Raw genomic sequence first — 22,880 nt, forward strand, 5'->3', positions numbered from 1 at the left:
GCTTCATTATATTGCAGATGTGCCAAAAGAGACCAAGCGTCCCGAATCTCTTAGGATATCTTAATGTTAATGCAAATACCCCGTCTCCACCTCGTCCAAGACTTTTCTCGCTTGTTCAACCCACATATCGTCCACCGAGGCGTCAGGGTCGATCGGCGACTGGAATTGATCGAAGAGAGCTCCCAATAAACGTGGTCTCGCATGCTTATCGGTCCCCTTATTATATATATGCCTGAAGACAAATGGTCGGCCAAGCTTGATCGTTGCATGGCATCCGCCGCATTCGCCATCCAAGCTGCCCTTGGTTACGTGAAAGGGAATGCGAAGCCACACCATCCGCTCCTGATCCAATCTCCTATCCAAATAGCCATGCTTGTAATCCCAATTGCTGGCTAACGTAAAATCGTGTTTGCATAGATAAGTATCGATGTTTACGAAACGATCCTCCATATTCTCCAGTCGCGATTCCAAATTAATCATGTTAACGCCCACCTTCACATTTTAGTTCTAGGATGGACGTGAACTCCCGCCTTTATACGGTTCGCTGCTGCTTGCGGTATCCTGATGACCGATTGTGTTCGGGTGCTGAAGTCGCTTATGCTTGCCCACTGTCTTAAATTACTAGTCATGATGACATAGCTCTCCCATTCTGGATCGCAGTTATTAAATATAATGCTGACCTTTCCCAAAACAGTGACACTGGACCAACCAAGCGCCAAAAACGCAACTTTCTTCCTGAGCTGTTAGCCTTATTCTTGTTCATATTCATATAATTTATGTCATTTAGTTATATTATTCCATTTTGTATCTAGTTCCTTTTATACCGATCACCCGTTCGATTGATTGGTGACTATAATGTCCTGTAAGAACTTGGGCTCATCTTTTTTTGAACTATCAATGCTATAATAACCCCGTTTACTAAACAGAGAATACGTGGAGTTCTCGCAGAGAAACGGAGGGAAAACATGAAAGTGAAAGGTTACCAGAAGCTTGCTAGCCTCTTGGTTGTTATGCTTCTGGTGGGGCTGCATACCCCGGCTTACGGCGAAAATAATTCAAAAAAAGCGACTTGGATATGGCAGACGGACCTGATACGGGATGGCGGCGAAGAGCTGCTTGATTTTTCCCGCGAAGAAGGCATTAATCTGATCTACTTGCAGATCGATCGTCAGCTGTCGTCGGAGATATACGAGGCGTTTATAGAGCGTGCGCATGAGGACCAAATCGCGGTCCATGCCTTGGGCGGAGACCCTAGATGGGCGCTCACCGAACATCTCGATGACATGCTCGGTCTCGCTGATTGGGTAATCGACTATAACGGCAAGGTTGCGGCAGGTGCCCGATTCGACGGGATTCATCTGGATGTAGAACCGTATGTGCTTGCCAAGTGGCAAACTGAACAGGACCAAATCATCACCACCTGGGAACAAAATCTTAAGGCGTTCCTGAGCCTAGCTTCCGGAAAGGGACTCGAGCTTGGGATCGATATTCCTTTCTGGTTTGACCAATACGCCTTGGCGGATGGAACCGGACTTAATGAATGGCTGATCGGTGCGTTTGACCATGTTACCGTCATGGCTTACCGGAATGAAGTGGAATCCGAGCATGGGATTCTGGACTTGACGCGAGCTGAGCTTGAGCTTGCCGACAGGCTTGGGAAACAGATTCTGATCGGTGTTAATACCAAGGAGATGCCAGGCGAGTCTTATACCACCTTTTATGGACACGGGAAGGACAAGTTGAATCAGAAATTGGATCATCTCTCCAGTGCGCTCGGTTCTTATCCATCCTTTGCCGGTGTCGCAATCCACGATATTCGCAACTGGCAAAGCATGTCTGCTGATGAAATCGTTCCCCCTGGAAGCACGGATCCCGTTTCCCCGTCACCGGCCCCGGAGCCGAATCCAGAACCAGAACCCGGTGAAGGCGATCGCGTGCCGGATGCGGATCCGGTGACGAGGGATCCTATGGTAAGAGGCACTTATATATGGGAAGCCCATGAAGTCGTTCAAAACAGTCAGGAAATTCTTGATTTTGCCAAAGAGAAGAAATTGAACTGGCTATATGTACGCCTTGATCTGGAACAGCCGTACAGCTCGTACTCGTCGTTTGTTAAACAAGCGGCTGCGGCAGGAATCGAGGTTCATGCCATGGGCGGACATCCGATATGGGCCCTTGAGGAGAACCGGCCCAGAATGATGCGGCTCGTCAATTATGTGAAGAGCTACAATCGCGCCGTTGAAGGCGATGAGCGTTTCCACGGCATTCACCTGGACATTGAGCCCTATGTGCTGCCGGCATGGAAAGAGGATTCGCAGCAGGTTATTTCAGAATGGACCGCGAATCTGGATGCATTCGTTACGGAATTGAAAAAGGATTCTTCATTGGAAGCCAGCATGGATATGGCCGTGTGGCTGGATAAATATAAAGTCACCGGCGAAGACATGTCGCTCAGCAAGTGGATGATCAATCGAATGGACCATGTTTCCCTCATGGCCTTCCGGGATGTAGCGGAGGGGTCCAACGGCATCGTCGGGGTTTCCAAGGAAGAGATTGCATTTGCCGATGAGCTGGGCAAGCCCATCAAGATATCGGTAGAGATCAAAGCCAGTCATGAAGGCGATCATATTACCTTCCACGAAGAAGGTGCCGCCTATATGGAGGAAGAGCTTGCCAAGCTGCCTGCTTTATTAAAGGATTCACCTTCCTTTACCGGCAGCGTCGTGCATGCTTATGCGTATTGGAAAAGCGCGAAGCCGTAAAATGTAAGAGAAAGAACATAACCCCATTGCTCATAGAGGAGCGATGGGGTTATTTCATTGACGTTTCAGCCGGTGTGACTTGACTCTCTTCATTGCATCGTATATTTTGCTTGTACGGATGGTAGTATCGTGGCCATCTGGATCATCAAACCAAGCATGGCATATACCAGATGTATGAAGGAAACGGAGTCCAGGATATACACCTGAACCATAATCCAGATGATTAACTCAAAACCCGAATATAAAGAAAAGGTCCAGGACCAATGCTTTTCTTTGAAAATATTGAATCTTTGAGCTGCGTCCCACTCCCACTTTAGAATTAGTCCGGAAGCCGTGATCAGAGGCAGGATGCCAAACACGCAGAATAAAAGAATGCCTGGAATTAAATAATCAGGAAAGAAAGAGTCCTGCAATAATGAGCTGGGCATCCCAATGAGTTCACCACTAGGATCCGTTATAAGCATCGTTCCCCCTGCCAACGCGCCGATCGCCAAGAATGCTTGAAGGCCAATCAATGCATGGGATCGCTTCCCTTTGATATTGACCATCTCCTAACAGCCTCAATTCTCTTTAAGATTCGAAGGTCGCCTACATCGAATCTATTCCCTCTTCTCTAAGTAAGAAATAATATTTGTCACAACGCCACGGCAGCTGGTCCAAGACTCAGAGAATAAAAAAAGCCTGATTACTCAGGCTAAAGTGATATTGCTTATAGAAGCGCAAGTCCGTGATTCATTACGCAATGCGCAGTTACGAGGCTCGCTGTTTTTTGTTAAGAAGATGCTCGCCCCTGATCCAGCTATGAAAGAAATACTCAAATGCCCCCGCAAGTACTGCCAGCAGCAGAATCTCCGAGAAATCAATGGTCCAGTTGGCAGCGGCGCCGATGATCCACAGCATGACAAATACCAAGCCGGCATCCGCTATCGTGGCGATCATATTGCTGGTGCGAGGCAGAATATATAAATCCCCTACCAAGTAAGCAATGATGGCGATCCCCACTGCCGTCAATAGGGCACCGATGAACGAAGCATCGGTTAGGGAAACCAACAGAGCCGTTATCATAACCCCATGCACCAATAACTTAACAAGCAGTTTCATAATGATACACTCCTTTTTACGGTAGTGTATCCAGCTTGCGCTATGATTACTCCGGGTTATTCCCGGCCGTGAGGGATTTGACGAGCCGCGGGAAACCTTGGCCATCGTCCGCATAACTACCCAATCTGGAAGGATAGCCTTTGTCTCTACGCTAGGCGAAGCTTGATTTCCGCTATCGTGCCTTGGCCAACCTCGCTGCGAACCTTAATCTCCCCGCCATGGGCGATGACGATATCACGTGTAATAGCCATGCCAAGCCCCGATCCCTTATGGAGCTCTCCCGTATTCGTCCCCCGGAAATAACGGTCGAAGATTCTTCCGAGTTCTTCCTCCTTAATGCCTTTCCCATTGTCCTCCACCCGAATAAGAATATGATCCTCGTTCTTCTCGACTTGAACCTTGATCGCAACATCCTCGCGGTTATGAACGATTGCATTGAAAATCAAGTTGCTGATCGCCCTGCGGATCAGGATATCGTCGACCTCGACTTGAATGGCTTCATGGCTGCTACCAAATTCAATGTCCCGATTGGAATAACCTGGATTGTTCAAGGTATCGATCACGGCATTTCGGACCAGACTAACAATGTTTATATGCTTCTTATTCAGCATCAGCTCTTTGTTCCTCAAGCGGGTCGACAGATTCAAATCCTCAATCACGTCCCGCAAATAGATGGATTTACGTTCAATGATCCCGGCATAATCCCTTATTTCGTCTTGCGAGAACTGGTACTCCGTATCCTTCAACATTTCGGCATAGCCTTGAATCGAAGCCAGGGGCGTTTTGATGTCATGCGAGATATTGCCGATCCACTCTTCCCTCATCGCATCCAATTTTTTTCTTTCCTTCTCGCTTGCTTGCAGCTCTTGGGATAGAAGATTGATGTTGGCAAACACATCCTTGTACACCCCTTTAGGCTGGTGATAGATGTGATAATTACGGTTCGCCAGCCGCTTAATGCTGTCGATCAGCATAAACATGGGTTTGGTCAGCCGCTTGCTGAAGATATATGCGATACATAAGGCGATGAATCCGTCAACGATGATGAGGATCAAGCTAAAGATCTTGAACGTTTGTACAAAATTTCGAGTGTCGATCGTGAGCACTTGCCGCTCCAAGTATGGAGAAGTGAAGCCAACCAAGTAACTGAAACGATGATCGGAGTATGTTTTCTCGCCGATAAAGACGGTTGATAGTACGTCCTTCTCGATGTACTTATAAATTTGCACCATATCAATCGGAGTGTATTTCGTTTTCGCTCCTTCAGGAGCCCGATAACGGTAAATTTCCCTGCCATCCTCATCCAAAACCTGAAGCCAGGCCTCATTCTGCTTCAGAATGTCCTTGCCCTTCTCGCTCACGGAAGCACCGGATTCCGAAATCACGATATGCTCCCTGAAGGATCGGGAAATCGCCTCTGCCGAGGTTTGCCTGCCGGTGGTCAGGAAATCCTCATTCATCGATTGCATAACAAACAAGCCGATGACAACGATGATATTCATAATAATCACGATGACGACAATAAGCACGACGGAGACCAGATACCTGCCGGTAAGCTTCCACCTCATGCCTTATTCTTCCTCTACGGCCAGCTTATACCCAAGGCCTTTTACCGTCAGCAGATAACGCGGATTCGAGGGATCATCCTCGATTTTCTCCCGCAGTCTTCGGATATGCACCATCACGGTATTATCGAAACCGAAAAATTCCTCGCCCCACACCTGATCATATAAACTTTCCTTGCTCATGATCTGGCCCGGGTGCTTGAGCATCAGCGTCAGCAAGCCAAGCTCCTTCGGTTTCAGCGGAATGACCTTGCCGTTCTTCTTCAGTTCGATCTTTTCCTCATCTAATTCAAATGGTCCTACTTGAACAAGACGATTCGGCTTTTCCTCTTGCTGAGGCATTTCCGGTCTGCGAAATCGGGCTTTTATCCGGTACGCCACTTCTTTGGGGCTGAATGGCTTCGTAATGTAATCGTCACCGCCGATGGCAAAACCCAGGATTTTATCAATCTCCTCTGTCTTGGCCGACAAGAAGAATATCGGGACATTGGAGATGCTGCGAATTTTCTTGCACACCTCGTAACCTTCTCCGTCGGGAAGCATGATATCCAGGATAACGATATCGGGCTGACGCTGCTGAAATTCAATCCATGCTTCCTCTGCCGTAGCTGCGGTGTACACCTGATCGATCCCCTCTTTGATCAGCACGGTTTGAAGCAGCCTGACAATATCGGCTTCATCATCAACCACTAGTACTCTTTGATCAAACGCCATTTGATTCCCCCCTTGCTATAACAACCATCTTTCCCACTTGGTAAGCTGCTATTCAATTAAGCCAGCCTGCTTGAACTCGTAATGATATCGGCACTTATTCCGCCGAGAAAAACTTCGACAATGGATTCTCCACTTGTTTATCTAACAACACCTTCCCCGTCTTGTCCAACACATAGTACTGATAATAAGCGCTCGTGAATCCGAGTGATTCCTGCATTTTTGCCATGTACGTCTCCATGGCCTCGTCTGTTATATGATCACCATTCCAGAAATAGTGCAGCAATAAGCGATTTTGATTAAATGGATGCTTGATCACGTACGCTCCGGAAGCACTCGGTTGATTCATGGTATCCTTCCAGGCAAAGCCCATTTTGTTGGCCCGATCGACGATACCGGATTTCAGGGCTTGGATCACCCCGTTCGTTTTACCGTTGCCGATCACGATCAGGTTGTTGGTCCCCAGTTCCTTTTTCATTTTCTTTTTTAATACCTGGCGATCCCGAATGACCTCGTATTTCACTCCGCTGATATCCAGAAGCATCGAGAGCTGGTTTACCATGGCTTCTTGCTGTTTGCGTGTTCGCCTGCTTGCTTGATCGCTCAGGACGATCGATAACGGCTCTCCCTGAAGGGCCTTATCCATGATACGGCTCATCGTTTCGTAGGGCAAATCTGGAATTTGGGTTAAGGCCGATTGATACAGCAATTGAAACTGGTCATGCATATAGGCGGTTTTCTCTTCCTCTGTCAGCTGGTATTCTGGCTTTAGCACAAAACCCGGTTGATATAGTGCGGCGGCCATTTCGTTTCGCGCCTCATTTCCGAGCACGTCGTCTATCGTTTGGAGCAGCCCCTCAATCGTAGCATTTTTGTAGACATAGCGTTTGAAATATTCCCTCATCATGCGGTCAAACTTCTCTTCGCCCACGGAACGATACAATTGGTAGATCGCTTGGCGGCCTTTATCGTAATATACCGGACTAGCCATATCCCCCACCTCGTCATTGTTTGACGCTATAGCAAGTTCCAGCGAGGAATCGTCAACTTGAATGGATCTAAAGCCATTCAGCTTATCCCCCTGCTTCTCGGCAAAATACACCTTGGAAAAATCGGCGAAACCTTCATCGAGGAAAGACTCCGTCTCCGAATCGTTCCCGATCAGCGCGTGAAACCATTGATGAGCGATTTCATGAACGAATACCGTATCCTGCGCCGGATCAGCCTGCCCCTGAACTTGCCCCATTTGAATGACACGCGAATATTCGATAGCCACGCCCTCTACATATGACTCCACGATGCGAAAATCTGGATATGGATATGGGCCGTATTTATCACCAAAGAATTGAATGGCCTTAAATGCTTGATCAATATACCGGTCAATGATCTGTTTCTTTCCCGGTTCGTTATCAAAATAATAATATTCGATCGTCAACCCGTCACGCGTAACGCTGTCCACCTTGAAATTGGGACTGGCAAAGAATACGAATTCCCTTGTATTATTGGCAACAGCCGAAACGACTTTGCGGCCGGGTTTCACGTCATTCCGTGTCGTTATCGTGCCTGGCATCGCCACTTGATAAGCATCAGGAACATTGATATCTACTTCATAATCCGCAGAAGTATAATAATCGGTCTCGAACGTTGAACTGTAAGGGGTAGTATTCCATTGATGCTTATCCTCGTCATAGACCGACATGACCGGAAACCAGTGAGCGCCATTCACAATATCCCGGTAATACGATAAGCGCTGTGAGCCATACGGAATCTTCAAAGAAAAATCCATATATACCGTGATCGATCCGCCAGGCGGCAAGGGCTGCCTCAATTGAACGGTCAAAGCCTGTTCTTTATCGCTGAAATCAAGAGCTTGACCGCTGGAGGTCACATTCTCGATATCAATGCCGCCAAGAAAATCCTCCGGTTGTTTATCCGGATGGTTCTTGCTGATTTCTTCGTTTGATCGTTTAAACATGGACGTCTGCGTTGATGCCGAGCGGTTGGCGTTGGCATATGTATGGAACGCCAGCTCACTCAGCGTATCTTGGCTGGTGTTTCGATACGTGATCCTGCTGCTTCCCTGCATGGTCATATCCTTCTCATTCAGCCTAGCCTGAATATCGTAATGAATCGGTGCTTGCGCTTCAATATCCGCGGCGATTGGCGCAATCGTTGAAGCTGGCGCAGCTTTCGCCGCCGCACTTCCCGGTCCGATGACCGGGCCCGCCGCCAAAGTCAATGCGAGCGAGCCGATGATCGTTTTTTTGGTCAAATTCGCCGTTCTACTTCTCAATGAATTCATCATGTGATCCCCCTTAGATACGATCCCTTATTTCCCTAAAGCATCAAGCTTCAGCTTGGCTGGTCCCGGCAGCTCGCTGGCCTGTACCTCTTGATAGGAGCTGACGCCTGTTTTTTTAACATAGACACGCAAGTAAGCTTCCTTACGCAGCTCTTTATGCGCTGTAAAGGTTAACGTCTTTGCCGCTCCCTCTTTATCAAAGCCCTCCAAATTGTATTCATAGTAGACGTATTTTTCTCCATTATCAGACTTATCTTCTACTCGCGTCCCTTCTTGAACTTGCACAAAATATTGATCCGTACCGAGACGGTTCATGTTCACGTTCTGAATGAAGATGATGAATCCGATTAGGAGGACGGCTAAAACGCCGCCGAAGATCATTGTTTTTTTCATGGTTACTCTCCTTTTCTTGATAAACCTATTTGTTTTTCGTTACGATTCTATAGTAGGCATTCACGGTGACTACATAGTAGATGAGATAGATGCAAGTATATACGCCCATACAGATCACGACCGGTATCAACAGATTCATGTTTAGAAGCCTGGACAAGGCTATCAATGCTACCGAGCAGTGGGCAATGCCGGCGATGAGCGGCAGCGCAAAGATAAACAAAACCTGGTGGGCGATGGTTTTTCTGACCTCGCGTTTGTTCACGCCGATTTTACTTAATATCCGGTACCTTGCCTTATCCGAGTTCGCTTCGGTTAATTGCTTGAAGTATATGATGCTGACGGTCGCCGTGAGGAACACGAGCCCCAGGAATCCTCCCATAAATATCAACAGGCCCGACGATTCCATTCCTCTTGCATAATCCTGATAATAGCTTGCGAATCCCGCGCTTTCCGGCAGGACGCCCTCAATTTCCTCCGTTAACTGCTTTGCTTGGTCCTGATTCGATATGCCGTATGCTTCCAGGCTAAAAGATTTATTTGTCTCCTTCTCCAATTTCGCAAATAACTCATCGCTTAAGACGATGGTGGAGTACACCGTCCCCATGTTCAGCACACTGAATTTCTTCAATTGCTTAAACGTGATATCATGCTCCTGGTTGTTCTGCATAAGCTTCACCTTCGAGCCTTCATACGCTGGCGATATGCCTTCGTAATAAACCGGGTCCAGAACAGCAGCCTCATCGCCCTTTAATTCCATGGCTTCCTTGCGGCCCTGCAGCTTCGCCAGCTCGTTAAAATCCTGATTGGATATGGCGCTGTAGGTCTGCTTGTCATACGAGAATGCCGCATCAAGTCCGCTGACATCGGCATCCACTTCAAGGACAGGCACGGTTGCATGGTACAACAGCCCATGGTCCGATGAGGAGGCGATCAGCTCGTCGATTCGTTTGGTTGTCACGTCATCGCCGCTAATAAACGTCATGCTGTTCGGGTTTGCTAGCGAGGCATTGGCTGCATTGCTGTAATAAAAGCTGTAAGCCGTTCCGACGGCGGTAAGCGTCGTTGCGCTTAGCACCGCAATAATGGTTAACGTACGAGCATTGCCTTTGATGCGATATAGAAGCTGGGAGATGCTGATGATGTTCATCCCGTTCCAAAATCTGTTCTTGTTATTCCTGGATAATTTCAACAAGGTTACGGTCAGGGTGCTGAACAGCAGATACGTGCCGATAATCACCGTTATGAGGATGACGAGCGGCGTCAGCATGAATCCCATCGCTGCCCATACCTTGGATTGCAGCAAATTCTGCAGGGCCAGCCAGTAACCGACGCCAACGAACACCAGCGACAATATGGCGGTAATCCATGAAGCCTTGGGTTCCTGTTCTCCCTCCTGATCCGCATGAAACAATTCAATCAATTTGAACCGGTAGATCAATCGGTAACCCTGCAACGACGTAATAAGCGTTATGATCATGAACACGATGGTGGTGTTGATGATGGCCTCGGGGGATATCGAAAAGCTCGTTATCGCGTCGTAACCCATCACCTTCATTAACAGGGAAACAAAAAATCTGGCGAGCACGGATCCGAGAGTTATCCCAGCCAGCAAAGCCAGCACGCCCATCAGAAAGTTTTCATAAAATAACATCAGCCCGATCTGTTTCTTCCTAACGCCAAGCAGCGAATACAGTCCGACTTCTTTCTTGCGTTTGCGGGTAAAGAACGAGTTGGAATACCAGATGAAAACAGCCACGAAGATGATCAGCACAACGGCGGCAGCGCTAAAGGCCGAACTGATTTTGGTGGACCCCTCCGCAGCGGACTGTATCGCCGTATCATATTTCAATGAAACAAAAGTGAAGTAAATGACGATACTAAAAATCATCGAGGCGAAATACAAAAAGTAATTCGCGAGATTTTTGCGGATGTTTTTTCTGGCAATGCTAAACAGTGTCATCATGTTCACCCCCAAGCGCGGCCAGCACTTCGAGTATTTGATCAAAAAATACCTTGCGCAATTGGTCTTCTCGATGGAGCTCCTGGTACAGCCGGCCGTCTTTTATGAAAATGACGCGTTTGCAGAAGCTTGCCGCATAGGCATCGTGAGTGACCATCAGGATGGTGGAATGATGAAACTCATTCAGTTTCTTTAAACTTTGCAGCAGGCTGGCCGCCGACTTGGAATCCAGCGCCCCTGTCGGCTCGTCCGCCAGGATCAGGCTAGGATGGGCAACGATGGCGCGCGATGCTGCGGTGCGCTGCTTCTGGCCCCCCGAGATGTGATAAGGATATTTGCCTAAGATATCGCGAATGCCGAACGTGTCGGCGATTTCGTTAACCCGCTTCTCAATCTCCGCTGCAGACACCTTGGACAATGCCAGCGGCAGTACAATATTTTCTTTGACGGTCAGGGTATCCAGCAGGTTGTAGTCCTGAAATATGAATCCAAGCTGATTCCGGCGAAAATCGGATAACTGCTCCTCGTTCATCGACAGGATATGTTGTCCGGCAATGGTAATATCGCCTGCCGTCGGTGTATCGATCGTCGAGAAGATATTCAGCAGCGTGGATTTGCCGGCCCCGGAGGGTCCCATAATGCCGACAAACTCGCCTTCCTGAATCTCAAGATTGATATCTTGCAATGCCGTATATGAATTTCCTTGGATACCGAATATTTTTTCTACATGTTTTGCCTGTAATATGGTTGTCATATGGCTTCTCCTTCAAGTCGTCGTTTGTTAAGCACAGATGTAATTATAGAAGGCGAACCTTACACGATTTTTATACGAACCTTACATAAAGCTTAACAAAACGGCAGTAACGACTCGGACTCATCAATATGTATCCATGGAGGGGTATAAACGATGACATCTCCCGACCTCGAAGCCATCCGGCAGCGGCTGCCGGACTGGCTGAAAGCAAGCTCGCCATGCTCAGACAGAGGTAAAGTCGCCTCTTACATTCCCGAACTGTCCAAAGCTCCACATGATGCCTTGGGCATTACCCTTCTAAGCGCTCAGGGAGAATCCGTCACAGCCGGGGACTGCGGGCTTCGTTTTACGATGCAAAGCATCTCCAAAGTATTCACGCTGATCCTGGCACTGATGGACAATGGAGAGGAAACCGTTTTTGGCAAGGTTGGCATGGAGCCGACCGGAGACAACTTCAATTCCATGCTGAAGCTGGAGCTCGTTCGGCCCGGCATTCCCTTCAATCCGATGATTAATGCAGGCGCGATTACCGTTTCTTCCTTGATTAACGGAAGCAGCCCGTACGAGAAGTCAAGTAGAATTCTTCAGTTTCTTAAAGAGCTATCCGGGAACGTCAACTTGGATTATGATATGGGCGTTTATCGCTCGGAATCGGATACCGGAAATTTAAATCGTTCCATAGCGTTCTTTTTGAAAGAAAACGGGGTTCTCAGCGGAGATGTTGAAGAGGTGTTGGAGGTATACTTCAGGCACTGCTCCATTGTTGTGGATTGTGCCGATTTAGCCCGGATGGGCTTGGTCCTGGCCTGCAGCGGTTTGGATCCGCTAACCGGTAAAACGCTCATTCCTCGCAGGTATGTTCAAATCGCCAAGACGTTCATGACGACATGCGGGATGTACAACGCGTCGGGCGAATTTGCCATTCAGGTAGGATTGCCGGCCAAAAGCGGCGTTTCAGGAGGCATCTTAACATTAGTACCGGGACGTTACGGCATCGGCGTGGTAGGCCCGGCACTGAATGATAAAGGGAACAGTTATGCAGGCGTGCATCTCCTGCAAACCTTGTCCCGGGAGATGGACTGGAGTATGTTCTAAGTAAAAATCCCCCTGAAGCAAGAGCATATGCTTAAGGGGGATTGATTCGCAGCCTTTTTCTCAAAAATAATAACGACAACATTCCTGCCATCTTCGTATGAATCCAACTGCTATTTTCTGAAAAATAATCTGCCGATCCGATCCGCGAACTCCTGCATGTTCACGCTGGATGGATCAAGACGGTAATATCCGTTCTTCACGGCTTCCAATACCCAGAGCGGCAGCTTCTTGCCCTCAAGCAGCGGATATACATTGTCGTAAGCCCACATGAGATGCTCCCATCGCTTGTCGTTGCCATCCTGAACATACTCGGATACATCGAGCACTTTCCCTCTGCCGTCCTGCAGCAGTACATTCTTCAAATGAATGTCCCGCGGGTTCAAGCCCTTGCTACGCACGAAGGAGCGTGCTGCTTCGACATCCTCTATGACCTGCCTAGGAACGGGCACACCATAGAGCAAGCAATCGTACAAGGTTAATCCGGATTCATGGCTGATCGCTACATAACGCTCGCCTGTCCCATAAAATACAGGAAAATAAGGACTGCCCATCAGCTCTTGATAGACCTTGATCTCCGCTTCCTTCTTGGGCAGCGCCTCCACAGCATACAATTTATAAGCATATGCCGGCATAGGTTCATAGACGAATACCGCAGCATCCGTGCCGATTCCGACACAGCGCAGGTCATCCGATTCGCCTTCAATCGTTACCGGGTCGTTGGTGCCATTCTTGATCACTTCCATGCAAGCCAGCGCGGATTCTGCCTGCTTCCATTGTTCGTTATTCATGGGCCACCTCATTTGGTGATTATGGACTTAAATCAGTATGATCGTACCATAATCGAGCCCTAAAAACATCTTTGCCGCCTTGCCGTACCATACGCACAAAAAATTACAAAAAAACCGCGAAAGCATTCGCGGTTTCTTGCTTGCTAACCTGAATATCGTTACTCAGGCTTCACGAAATATCCAATGCCAGCGGCATAATCCATCATCTTTTCAAAAAACGGCTTGTCCGGCACAGCGCATTTCACGCCCGTGTTACGGAGGAATTCCGAAGTTTGCGGACAAGTATACCGGTAAACGGAATTCTTCGCCCCGTCGCCTTCAAACTGTGCCATGGCCAGCTCCAGGCCTTCCTTGTTCTTCGGCTGCTGCGGATCCAATAACCATGCCTCGTATTCCTTCCAGTCCATCAAGGCAATGTCATAACCATAATCTTTAAAATGCTCCACCATGTCCTCGTAAGGAATGGCAACCGGATTGCAGATATGGAATACTCGGCCGACGGTCTCTTGCTGAAGCAGCAGCGCAGTAATCGCTTCCCCCGCATAGTTAATCGGCGTAATATCCACTTGCCACTTCACGCTAGGCGCTTTCTTCAACAGCACCATCGCTTTCAGCATGCGATAAAACGCGTTGTTATCTATGTTCTTCTGAAATTTTCCGTTCTCGGAGTGACAGGACAAATTGCCGACCCGGTATACCGCTGCCGGAATGCCTCGTTCTTTACCGGCTTTGATGACCAGCTTCTCGGCTTCCAGCTTGCTGTTCGTATAGACATTCTCGATGGACGACTCCTCGTAGCCCGTTCCGGCAACGATCGCCTCCCATTGGCCGCCCAGCGCCAGGTCCTCCGGAATGCCAAGCGTAGATATAAAATGGAAGCGGGTATTAGGTTTCTTTTGGGCCAAAGCAAGTAGTCGGTCCGTGCTCTCAACATTAACTCGGGCAAAATAGTCGGCATCCCCGAAATGCTTCACCTCAGCTCCGCAATGAATGATGGAATCGATGCGCCCTTCAATCAGGGCCAGGTCTTCTGCCCCAAGCCCCAGAGACTCCTGCTCCAAGTCGCCCTGAATCGCGATCACCCGCTTGTCCATTCGAGACTTTATGTCTTCGCCAAAATATCCCGTCATGACCTGCTCCAGGCGGATATACGGCTCCATCAGCTTTGACGGCCGAACCAGGCAATATACGGTTGCGGTGGATTGATACAGCAGTTCGTGCAGCAAATGAGATCCCAAATACCCCGTTGCGCCGGTTAGCAAAATATGCTGCTGGGTATACACTTGTTCCGAAGCATGATTGACAGAAAAAGAAATCGGATACTCCGCCAAATCCTGAATCGGCAGATCCCGTTCCTCCAATGGATCGACCAGGATATCCTGGCTGCCTAATTCCGAAACTCTCTCCGCTAGTTTCGCTATGGTTGGAAATACAAAGAAATCATTGATCTTCAACTGCGGATATCGAGGCTTAAGGAGGACCAGAATCTCCAGGATTTTCAGCGAATAGCCGCCGATATCGAAGAAATCGTCGTGGATGCCGATTTTTGTTTGTCCCAACGCTTTTTCCCAGGCTGCGGCGATATCCCACTGGGTATCGTTAACCGGGGCTGCATATGGGGAGTTATCCTCTTCCGCCTCCATCGACAGGTCGTATATAGCCAGCTTCTTGCGGTCTATTTTACCCGTCGGGGACAACGGCATTTCTTCCACGAAACCGATGTATTTAGGTACCATGTAACTCGGCACTTTCCGGCTTAAGAATTGTACCAATTCCTTGGCGGGGACGGCCTGTCCATCATGTGAAGTGTAAAATGCCGCCAGCATTTTGCTTCCGTCCTCATCCGTTCTCGGAATGACTGCGATATCCTTCACGCATTCATGCTTTGCCAGATTGTCCTCGATCTCCCCGATCTCAATCCGGAAGCCTCTGATTTTCACCTGTGAATCTTTTCTTCCCCGGTATTCCACCTGCCCGTTCGGCAGCAGCCGCACCAAGTCGCCCGAACGGTAGTACTGTTTGCCTGATTCGGGCGTTATCGGATCCGGAATGAAGGCTTCCTTGGTCTTCTCGGGCTGATTCAAATATCCCTTGGCTACGCCTACCGAGCAGATGAGCAATTCCCCCGTTACGCAAGTCGGACATAATTCATCATGTTCGTTTACGATATACAATTCATAGTTGGCAAAAGGCGTACCGATATACACGGTGGCCAGATCCTCCGAAATCGGATAATCCACGACATGCCCTGTTGCCACGACGGTCGTTTCGGTAGGGCCGTAAAGGTTCACGATTGGAATCGGAAGCTTCTTCCGGAACATGCGAACGGTTTCTCCCGCCAAAGCTTCCCCGCCGACCACGATCGTTTTGATGTTACGGTATTTGTGTGTGTCCTCCATCGGCAAATACGCTGCCAATTGATTGAAGAACACCGTAGGCAATATCGCGACGCGCGTTGCGTTGGTGTCTGCCACCGCTTCCGTAAAGGCATCTATGGAGAAGCGCTGCTCATCCGATAGGAGATGCAGACGCGAGCCGCAAGCCAGTGAGCCGAATATATCGTAAACGGAAGCATCGAAGCTGAATGTGGAATATTGAAGAATAATATCCCGTTCGCTCATCTGCAAATTCTCCCGATTGGCGAGTGCCAGATTCACGACGCCTTGATGGGCGATCAATGCGCCCTTCGGTTTGCCTGTAGAACCGGACGTATAAATGATGTAGGCCAGATCATCGCCCGTCACGCCCACGCCGCAAGCTTCTGCCGGATAAGAATCGACATGGTCATCGAGACAGTAATATTCCGGTTTGGTTTGGACTTGGGCCAATAGTCCATTCAGTTTCGCCGTGAAATCCGGATGCGTCAGAATGATGTTTGATGCCGTATCCCCGATAATATAGGCATTTCGTTCATCCGGATGGGAAGGATCCAGCGGGATATAGGCTCCCCCGGCTTTGAGGACGCCGAGCATGCTGATAATCGTATCGAGGCTTCTCTTCATAAATATCGAGACGAACTGGCCTTTGCTCAGCCCCTTGGCTATGAGCATATGGGAAATTTGGTTCGACTGCCTGTCAAGCTGTTCGTACGTGATCTGCTCCTGGCCGGAAGATAATGCAATTCGCTTCGGATATTTCTCCACAACCGCAGCGAACATTGCCACGAGCGTCGGATCTTCCGGAAGCTCCATCTTCGTGTCGTTGAGGATTGCATAGGCATTCCGGTCCTCTTCCGTCAGCATAGGCAGACGGCTAACCGGCATCTCCTGATGTTCAAGAGCGGCTGCCGCAAGCAGCTCGAAATGCCTGCTGAATTTTTCAATCGTTTCTTCTTTGAACAATGGCTGGGCATAGGAAACATAAAGTGTCCATTGATCCCTTTCCTCCTCCTGAACCACCCAGTTTAGCCCGCTTTCACCGTAGGCATAGCCGTTGCCGTTCCGGCCGTAAATCGTCCGCAGATGGAGCGACTGACCGATAAAACCTTCGATGTCAGAAAGGGAAAGGATGCTTGCTTCAATCTGCTCCATCTTGGCCGAAATTTGCTCATACAAACGAGCAAATGAATCATTTTCGCTTATGCTCACTCTTAGCGGAAGCAAATTGCCCTTCTCATTGTTCACGCCGATCAGCAAATCCGAATCGTGCGTCATGCGGTACAGAAACACCGCATAGCTTGTCAGCATCCATGACTTGATGTTATACGCGTCGCGGAACCGCTGGATTTTACCGGTTTCGATACGAAGGGGAATCGCCATGCGATCGAAATCTTGATGCTGAAGATGCGCTGGACCATCGGTGTACAGATAGAATCCCGGTAAAGGTAGCTGCAGTTCATTCAACCAATATTCTTTGCCTTGTTCGATCATCAACGTAGTATTCAAAGGTTTCAGCTCCATCTTTTTCTATGCTTTTTCTATTCCGGCGTCATTACACTCGCAGTCTGTTTACGAGAGCCTCCAGTTCGGCGGACACCTGATTGATCTGCTCGGCAGACTCGAAGATTTTGGCGAAGGAAGCCTGCTGCTCCTGGGCGCTGATCCGGATCTCGCCCGACACGGTCGAGTTCTTCTCTGCGAGCTCAGCCAGTTGTTTGATCGCAGCGGTGATCTGTTCGGTCTCGGCCACCATCTGCTGGGTTGCTGCAGACACCTCTTGAATTTGGCTGGTTACCGTATCCGTGGCCACCAGCATGCCTTTGAACAGCTCGCCGGTTTCTTTGACAACTTCCATTCCCTTGGCGACGTTGTGTTCGCCTTCGCTGATGGCTTCTACCGCGGATGCCGTCTCCTCTTGGATGTAACGAACCAATTCAATGATTTGGTCTGCCGATTTTCTCGATTCCTCCGAGAGCTTCTTCACTTCGCTGGCAACGACGGCAAAACCTCGGCCCTCTTCGCCCGCTCTGGCCGCCTCGATTCCTGCATTGAGCGATAACAAATTCGTCTGAGAAGCGATCTCGGTAATAACCTGTACGATCTGTCCGATCTCATGGGAGCGGTTCTGCAGCTTTTCGATGATATGCACCGAATTTTTGACCGAATGATCAATCGAATTCATCTGCTCGATCACCTGTTCCACATTGTGGTTCCCTCGTTCCGACTGCGCCTTCATCTGGATGGATATTTCGGATAAATCCGATGTATTGCCGGCAATCGTCGATACGCCGGATGAGATCTCCTCAAGCGACACCACGCTTTCCGTTATGGAAGTGCTCTGGACAGCGACCCGATCGGACATTTCCTCCATGTTCTTGGTAATCGCCGAAGAATTGTTATTGTTGATTTCCACGGCCGAGAAGAGGAACTTGGACTGCTCAGCGGATTGCTCCGACACCGATTTGATCGTGGTAACAAGCTCATTGATATGATTCACCGTCGTATTGAACTTGGCATTGACCTGCCCGAGTTCATCGTCGCCTGCTTTTAACTGAACCGTGAAATCGCCTTTGCTCAGCTTGTCCAGCGCTCCCATTAAAGCTTGAATCGGGGCGAATGTGCGTCTAATCGTGAAGTACTGCAGGGCCAATACGATCAGCAGGGTGATCAACAGCGCAAAAAGCGTGTTGGTGAGCAGTTCCTGCTTCCCTGAGGCGATCAAGCTGGCATCCACGTCGATGCCCATGTAAGCGAAAATTTCTCCGTTCGAATTCTGGAAAGGATGCAGCACGGTGATCCACGTCCCGTAATTGTCTGTATACGCTTTGGTATAAACGATTTTTTTCGTTTTCATCATTTCACGGACCGCGTCGGCATGAATTTTCGGCTGTTCATATAGGTCGCCCAGATTCAAATTCTCTTCGGCAAACATGTCGAGCACCGCCGTAGGCATAGCGATAATCGAGGTCTTGTTGCCGTCCTCCAGCTCAGGTCCAAAAATATATCCTTGCGCGATGTTAGGATACGTAGCGGACAGCTCATCAAACGTGCCGGTTAGCTTCTTCTGGATGTCCGAATTCCGGTCGGTGGAGCCTTTAACCGCTTCAGCATCTTGAACGGATACGGACTTGACCAAAGTATCCATGATTTTCCCCGAATCGGATTGCAGCTGCTTGGTCAGCACGTTGTCCTGGATATAAAAGCTTGCACCAATGACGATGGCGCCCGTGATCATGATATAGAGACTTGTCCATATCATGTTTCTTGTAACAATGCTAAGATTTTTGAAACGCATACCTTTAGAGAACGTTTTTGTCTTACTCACTCGGTGTCTCTCCTTTGATAACTCATATGTATTTTCATATATAACAGGGATCCCTTTTAACTCACTTTTCGCATCACCTACTTTCCTGGATACAATGAAAATTTCAGGAATTTTTCGTTAATACATGGCCGTTTTCAAAATTATTCAGATGTAAAGAAGCGCATTTCTTCCTCCGTTATGATTCTGGTAAAGGGGTGTTTCTCGAAAACGTCTTGTTATGCGAAACGGGGGAACAACGATGCATTTGCTCTACATGGTTCCATAAACCTCACATCTTTTGTACTATTAATAGATCGGCTATTCCATGTCGATTTTTAATACTTTAGTAACATTCGAGTGCAAATAAGTCCCGGTTTCCGACAATTATTCGAACTTTCATCCGTAGGGATTGCGTGAAGCAGCATCACAAAACAAACGCAAAAAGGCGAAATTCCGGTAAGTCAGAGGACTTTGGAATATCGCCTAATGCATTCATTGCATGAAAAAGAGGCCTAGTTAACGAAATTCATGATTTGATTTAATTTTCGCTCTAACTCCCCGAACTGTACGAATCGATCTTCCCTCACAAGCTCTTTGCCCTCTACGAATAGGAGGAGCGCATGAACACCTTGCTTTCCGTCGACATGCAGGCTGTTGTTCAGTCCAGAACGGCTGTGATGTGCTCCGTTGTTACCGCCCAGTGGGAAGCCGTCCAGTACTTCGCTTGGTCCTTGACGTAGATGATTTGCGGCGATTCATGCTTCACGTTCAAATCCTCGGCGATTTTATTGGAAACCGGACGGGATTCGATGACTTTGACCAAGGTGTAATCCACATCGCCGTTTGGCGTCTTTTTCAAATAAGATTCAAACTCTGCCAAAGCGTTGGCGCTAACCGGGCATGTCGTGCTGTGCTTCAAAATGACTTGACCGCGTTCGGAGGATTTTTTCAGAATGTGGTCCCATTCTTCCAGTGTCGTGATTTCATTCCATAACATATGATTCTCTCCCCTTAGATGTGATATATCGCATTGCATTCATTATACAACCAATAGCTATTATACACATAGATTCCGCTATTTTTCATATGAAGGTTCAATTGAGCCTGAGTCTATGCTGGTATTACTCCTCATCCGACACCCGAATCGTGTTCCGACCGGAGCGTTTGGCTTCGTATAGCGCGCAATCCGCCTGCTTCAATACCTTCTTTAATTCAGTATCCCACCAAGCTTCTTCTGCTTCCGCATCGACTGTGCCGTTATGGGAGCTTGTCTTTACCGCAGCAACGCCGAAGCTGGCTGTAATCATCAGCGGTCCTTGCGGCGTAGTCATCGGCTGCGTTAGCAGCTTGGCACGGATCCGCTCCGCAGCGGCAGTTGCCTCCGAAGTCGAGAGACCGGGCATGGCAACGGCAAACTCTTCGCCGCCATAACGGGCGAACAGGTCCTCAGCCCGCAGAGTCTTCCGCGTTAATTCGACGATGTGCTGCAGGGCTTGGTCGCCAATATCGTGTCCGTAAACATCGTTGATTCGTTTGAAATGGTCGATATCGAACAGCAGGAAAACGAGCGGCTCACGATTCCGAACCGCCTGATTCAGAAGGGCGTAACTGAGTTTCATAAAGTGCGAGCGGTTATAGATTCGGGTCAAACCATCGTAGTAGGCCATCTGTCGCAGCTCCTCCTGAAGACGCGCCTTATCGGTCACGTCGATCAGGACGATTAATCGTCCGGCCTCTCGTCCTCTCTGGTTGCGAACGGTAGAAGACCTGATCTGATAATGAAGCGAATGGTTACCTAATTGCCAGCGAATCTCTTCAATGTCCGCTTCCCCCGTATCCGGACCTTCCCGTTCCCCCATACCGAAAATGGGCTCTGCGGTGTGAAGCTGCCACATCTCATGTAACGGTTCTCCAATGGCCGAAGGGCTCAGCTCCGGCATCATGGCTGCCGCAGCCGGATTGAAGTCAACCAAACGGTTGTCCAGATCCAATACGAGGACGCCCTCCCGCATGCTCGTAAAGAGATTGTCCCTTGCAATCGGCGCAACATGAAACAAACCCTTGGATGTCAGCGCCCAGAGATAAAGGGCCGAGGTCAACGTCATGATGACGGGGATCGGGTCCATTCCATCGGGCGTGAGTCCGCCAAGATAGAGAAAATCGCCGATAAGGGGCAGGACAAGACCCATCAGCATCGTGCCTAGCTGAAAGCGGTAGGATGGCATCTTGCGCCAGCTTCGAAGCAGCAGTACGACCCCGCCTATCAAGCAGGCGAAAGTGTAGGCGCCTTGAATGATATACCAGGGTCCGGCCACGATATCCACCTTCAAAGCGGAAACGTCCGGCCGTAATAGGATATCCCGATAATATAGATGATGTCGTTCGTTGGTCATAACAAGCAGCAGGGTTACGACCGGTATGATAAACATTGAAATCAGCAGGCCGGGTCTCAAATATCGTTCCATGCCCAAATAAGTCAGAATGATCAATAAATTAAGGGGCGGTAAGAACGGCATCCCTAGATATTCAAACTTGATCCAGAACTGAATCTCTTGAAGCGAACGGCTGGACAATTCGAGTGCAGCACCGAATGTATAAATCGCGGCCAGCATGCTGAAGATGAAGAAGGTTTTTACCGTTGCAAGCCTAGAGCGTCCTGTCAGCACGTAAAGACCCATGATAATGTTCAATACGCCTGCCGTGACGATCAGCGTAATAACAGCGGAGTAAGGTGTTCCCATTATGTAGGCTCCAAATCTGCGTGTGGTGAATCGGCCATGATCACCGATCGAATCTTATTCCGATCGTACCATAGTACACCTATCGGAACAATGTTCCATCTGTTGGAAGCTTGATACCTACTGTTGCAAACGATGCGCTCTCTTGAAAGGTACAGCTGACTTCGCTCCTCTTGCCCGACGCTCCTCCATGCGGGTGAATAGCAAAAAGGAACCGCAGGTTCGCGGTTCCTTTTTGCTATTTTGATTTTCGGGCTTTCACGATCAAGAAATGAGGATTCGTCATGAATCGCTCATACCATTTTGCCATCCAGGCCTCCGCCTCCGGCTTGTCTTTATGCTCTAAGCTCGGCTGCGGCTCGACCATCTCTTCGATGCTGAAACAGGAGGAGGTCACGTTGATGATTTCTTGCATCGGTCTTCTGTAGAAAGCGACCTCGACGGGACCGGACTCCGGTTTGTTCCAAATCTCCGTCAGCAACTCGCGGGCAAAGTAGTCTTGCCGGTCAAAATGCTTAAAATCCATAAAGGGATGATGCACGGAGAAAATCAAGCGGCCTCCGGGTTTCAGCACCCGCTGAAATTCGCGAAAGGTTGGCAGCCACTGCTCAATGTAATGAAGCGTCAATGAACTTACGATGTAATCGAAAGCTTCATCTGCAAATGGCAGGGTCTCGGTCAGATCGCATGCAGCGATGGTCGCTTCACTGCCCACTCGCCTTTTGCAGGCTTCAATCATCGACGGGCTCAGATCGATCGCCGTTACCCTAGCCCCCCGTTGAATCAACTGCTCCGTATACCACCCGGCGGCACATCCGGCATCCAATACGGACATCCGCTCCATGTTCTTCGGCAGCATCCGGAGCATGGCCGGCCTCTCGTAAAAGGCATTGTGCCCGCTCTGCGAATCCACATGCCGTTCGTAGTCCCCAGCCAGCTTGTCGTATGCCTTCAAAACCTTCTCCTTCATGGTTCCATAACCTCCATATGTACCTGCTGTATTCCTGCTCCTCTACCATCGCTGCCTTA

17 protein-coding genes are annotated in these 22,880 nt (G+C 48.9%); 2 read left to right on the forward strand and 15 right to left on the reverse strand.

Annotated elements, in window-relative coordinates:
• Positions 1-66: 66 nt before the first annotated feature.
• The gene (locus JNUCC32_RS11850; protein ID WP_009592953.1) at positions 67-480 is read right to left on the reverse strand and encodes a YugN-like family protein; all 414 of its coding nucleotides are present in this window, start codon (positions 478-480) and stop codon (positions 67-69) included.
• A 485-nt stretch (positions 481-965) separates the two neighbouring features.
• Between JNUCC32_RS11850 and JNUCC32_RS11855 the strand changes: the two genes are divergently transcribed.
• Positions 966-2,762 (forward strand): hypothetical protein, encoded by a 1,797-nt coding sequence (locus tag JNUCC32_RS11855; protein WP_192572159.1) that lies wholly within the window; start codon positions 966-968, stop codon positions 2,760-2,762.
• 89 nt (positions 2,763-2,851) lie between these two features.
• Here JNUCC32_RS11855 and JNUCC32_RS11860 read toward each other — a convergent pair whose 3' ends face one another.
• The 8 genes from JNUCC32_RS11860 to JNUCC32_RS11895 form a co-directional block, all read right to left on the reverse strand.
• A complete protein-coding gene (locus tag JNUCC32_RS11860; protein WP_192572160.1) occupies positions 2,852-3,310 on the reverse strand; it encodes a hypothetical protein in 459 nt (152 codons plus the stop codon).
• 202 nt (positions 3,311-3,512) lie between these two features.
• A complete protein-coding gene (locus tag JNUCC32_RS11865) occupies positions 3,513-3,863 on the reverse strand; it encodes a DUF2512 family protein (protein ID WP_096775550.1) in 351 nt (116 codons plus the stop codon).
• 146 nt (positions 3,864-4,009) lie between these two features.
• The gene (locus JNUCC32_RS11870) at positions 4,010-5,431 is read right to left on the reverse strand and encodes a sensor histidine kinase (RefSeq protein ID WP_192572161.1); all 1,422 of its coding nucleotides are present in this window, start codon (positions 5,429-5,431) and stop codon (positions 4,010-4,012) included.
• A gap of 3 nt (positions 5,432-5,434) precedes the next feature.
• Positions 5,435-6,142 (reverse strand): response regulator transcription factor, encoded by a 708-nt coding sequence (locus JNUCC32_RS11875; RefSeq protein ID WP_192572162.1) that lies wholly within the window; start codon positions 6,140-6,142, stop codon positions 5,435-5,437.
• 94 nt (positions 6,143-6,236) lie between these two features.
• Positions 6,237-8,444, reverse strand: coding sequence for a M1 family metallopeptidase (locus tag JNUCC32_RS11880; RefSeq protein WP_192572163.1), 2,208 nt, complete (start codon positions 8,442-8,444; stop codon positions 6,237-6,239).
• 24 nt (positions 8,445-8,468) lie between these two features.
• On the reverse strand, positions 8,469-8,834 hold the full coding sequence (locus JNUCC32_RS11885; RefSeq protein WP_192572164.1) for a YxeA family protein: 366 nt from the start codon (positions 8,832-8,834) through the stop codon (positions 8,469-8,471).
• Between the two features lie 25 nt (positions 8,835-8,859).
• A complete protein-coding gene (locus JNUCC32_RS11890) occupies positions 8,860-10,794 on the reverse strand; it encodes an FtsX-like permease family protein (RefSeq protein ID WP_192572660.1) in 1,935 nt (644 codons plus the stop codon).
• Positions 10,781-11,548: an ABC transporter ATP-binding protein gene (locus JNUCC32_RS11895; protein WP_096775544.1), complete on the reverse strand. Its 768-nt coding sequence runs from the start codon at positions 11,546-11,548 to the stop codon at positions 10,781-10,783. The genes JNUCC32_RS11890 and JNUCC32_RS11895 overlap by 14 nt, the downstream gene beginning before the upstream one ends.
• A gap of 153 nt (positions 11,549-11,701) precedes the next feature.
• Here JNUCC32_RS11895 and glsA point away from each other — a divergent pair, with 153 nt between their 5' ends.
• Positions 11,702-12,643 carry a glutaminase A gene (gene glsA / locus JNUCC32_RS11900; RefSeq protein WP_192572165.1) on the forward strand — a complete coding sequence of 314 codons (942 nt, stop codon included), beginning with the start codon at positions 11,702-11,704 and terminating at the stop codon, positions 12,641-12,643.
• Between the two features lie 110 nt (positions 12,644-12,753).
• Here glsA and JNUCC32_RS11905 read toward each other — a convergent pair whose 3' ends face one another.
• The 6 genes from JNUCC32_RS11905 to JNUCC32_RS11930 form a co-directional block, all read right to left on the reverse strand.
• Entirely contained in the window at positions 12,754-13,431 is a 678-nt protein-coding gene (locus JNUCC32_RS11905; RefSeq protein ID WP_192572166.1) for a serine/threonine protein kinase, read from the reverse strand.
• A gap of 158 nt (positions 13,432-13,589) precedes the next feature.
• On the reverse strand, positions 13,590-17,315 hold the full coding sequence (locus tag JNUCC32_RS11910; protein WP_228468943.1) for a non-ribosomal peptide synthetase family protein: 3,726 nt from the start codon (positions 17,313-17,315) through the stop codon (positions 13,590-13,592).
• Between the two features lie 46 nt (positions 17,316-17,361).
• A complete protein-coding gene (locus JNUCC32_RS11915; RefSeq protein WP_192572168.1) occupies positions 17,362-19,134 on the reverse strand; it encodes a methyl-accepting chemotaxis protein in 1,773 nt (590 codons plus the stop codon).
• Positions 19,135-19,771: 637 nt separating this feature from the next.
• The gene (gene ytxJ, locus JNUCC32_RS11920) at positions 19,772-20,110 is read right to left on the reverse strand and encodes a bacillithiol system redox-active protein YtxJ (protein ID WP_009591778.1); all 339 of its coding nucleotides are present in this window, start codon (positions 20,108-20,110) and stop codon (positions 19,772-19,774) included.
• A 124-nt stretch (positions 20,111-20,234) separates the two neighbouring features.
• Positions 20,235-21,854 (reverse strand): histidine kinase N-terminal 7TM domain-containing diguanylate cyclase, encoded by a 1,620-nt coding sequence (locus tag JNUCC32_RS11925; RefSeq protein ID WP_192572169.1) that lies wholly within the window; start codon positions 21,852-21,854, stop codon positions 20,235-20,237.
• 235 nt (positions 21,855-22,089) lie between these two features.
• Positions 22,090-22,821 carry a class I SAM-dependent methyltransferase gene (locus JNUCC32_RS11930; RefSeq protein ID WP_192572170.1) on the reverse strand — a complete coding sequence of 244 codons (732 nt, stop codon included), beginning with the start codon at positions 22,819-22,821 and terminating at the stop codon, positions 22,090-22,092.
• Positions 22,822-22,880: the final 59 nt, after the last annotated feature.

Origin of the sequence: Paenibacillus sp. JNUCC32 (assembly GCF_014863545.1) — a bacterium.
GTDB classification, from domain to species: Bacteria; Bacillota; Bacilli; order Paenibacillales; family Paenibacillaceae; genus Paenibacillus_AQ; species Paenibacillus_AQ lautus_A.

Bases quoted from the DNA above. Each gene is read 5' to 3' on its own strand.
- JNUCC32_RS11850 (WP_009592953.1), bottom strand. From the start codon at position 480: ATGATTAATTTGGAATCGCGACTGGAGAATATGGAGGATCGTTTCGTA.
- JNUCC32_RS11855 (WP_192572159.1), top strand. From the start codon at position 966: ATGAAAGTGAAAGGTTACCAGAAGCTTGCTAGCCTCTTGGTTGTTATG.
- JNUCC32_RS11860 (WP_192572160.1), bottom strand. From the start codon at position 3,310: ATGGTCAATATCAAAGGGAAGCGATCCCATGCATTGATTGGCCTTCAA.
- JNUCC32_RS11865 (WP_096775550.1), bottom strand. From the start codon at position 3,863: ATGAAACTGCTTGTTAAGTTATTGGTGCATGGGGTTATGATAACGGCT.
- JNUCC32_RS11870 (WP_192572161.1), bottom strand. From the start codon at position 5,431: ATGAGGTGGAAGCTTACCGGCAGGTATCTGGTCTCCGTCGTGCTTATT.
- JNUCC32_RS11875 (WP_192572162.1), bottom strand. From the start codon at position 6,142: ATGGCGTTTGATCAAAGAGTACTAGTGGTTGATGATGAAGCCGATATT.
- JNUCC32_RS11880 (WP_192572163.1), bottom strand. From the start codon at position 8,444: ATGATGAATTCATTGAGAAGTAGAACGGCGAATTTGACCAAAAAAACG.
- JNUCC32_RS11885 (WP_192572164.1), bottom strand. From the start codon at position 8,834: ATGAAAAAAACAATGATCTTCGGCGGCGTTTTAGCCGTCCTCCTAATC.
- JNUCC32_RS11890 (WP_192572660.1), bottom strand. From the start codon at position 10,794: ATGACACTGTTTAGCATTGCCAGAAAAAACATCCGCAAAAATCTCGCG.
- JNUCC32_RS11895 (WP_096775544.1), bottom strand. From the start codon at position 11,548: ATGACAACCATATTACAGGCAAAACATGTAGAAAAAATATTCGGTATC.
- glsA (WP_192572165.1), top strand. From the start codon at position 11,702: ATGACATCTCCCGACCTCGAAGCCATCCGGCAGCGGCTGCCGGACTGG.
- JNUCC32_RS11905 (WP_192572166.1), bottom strand. From the start codon at position 13,431: ATGAATAACGAACAATGGAAGCAGGCAGAATCCGCGCTGGCTTGCATG.
- ytxJ (WP_009591778.1), bottom strand. From the start codon at position 20,110: ATGTTATGGAATGAAATCACGACACTGGAAGAATGGGACCACATTCTG.
- JNUCC32_RS11925 (WP_192572169.1), bottom strand. From the start codon at position 21,854: ATGGGAACACCTTACTCCGCTGTTATTACGCTGATCGTCACGGCAGGC.
- JNUCC32_RS11930 (WP_192572170.1), bottom strand. From the start codon at position 22,821: ATGAAGGAGAAGGTTTTGAAGGCATACGACAAGCTGGCTGGGGACTAC.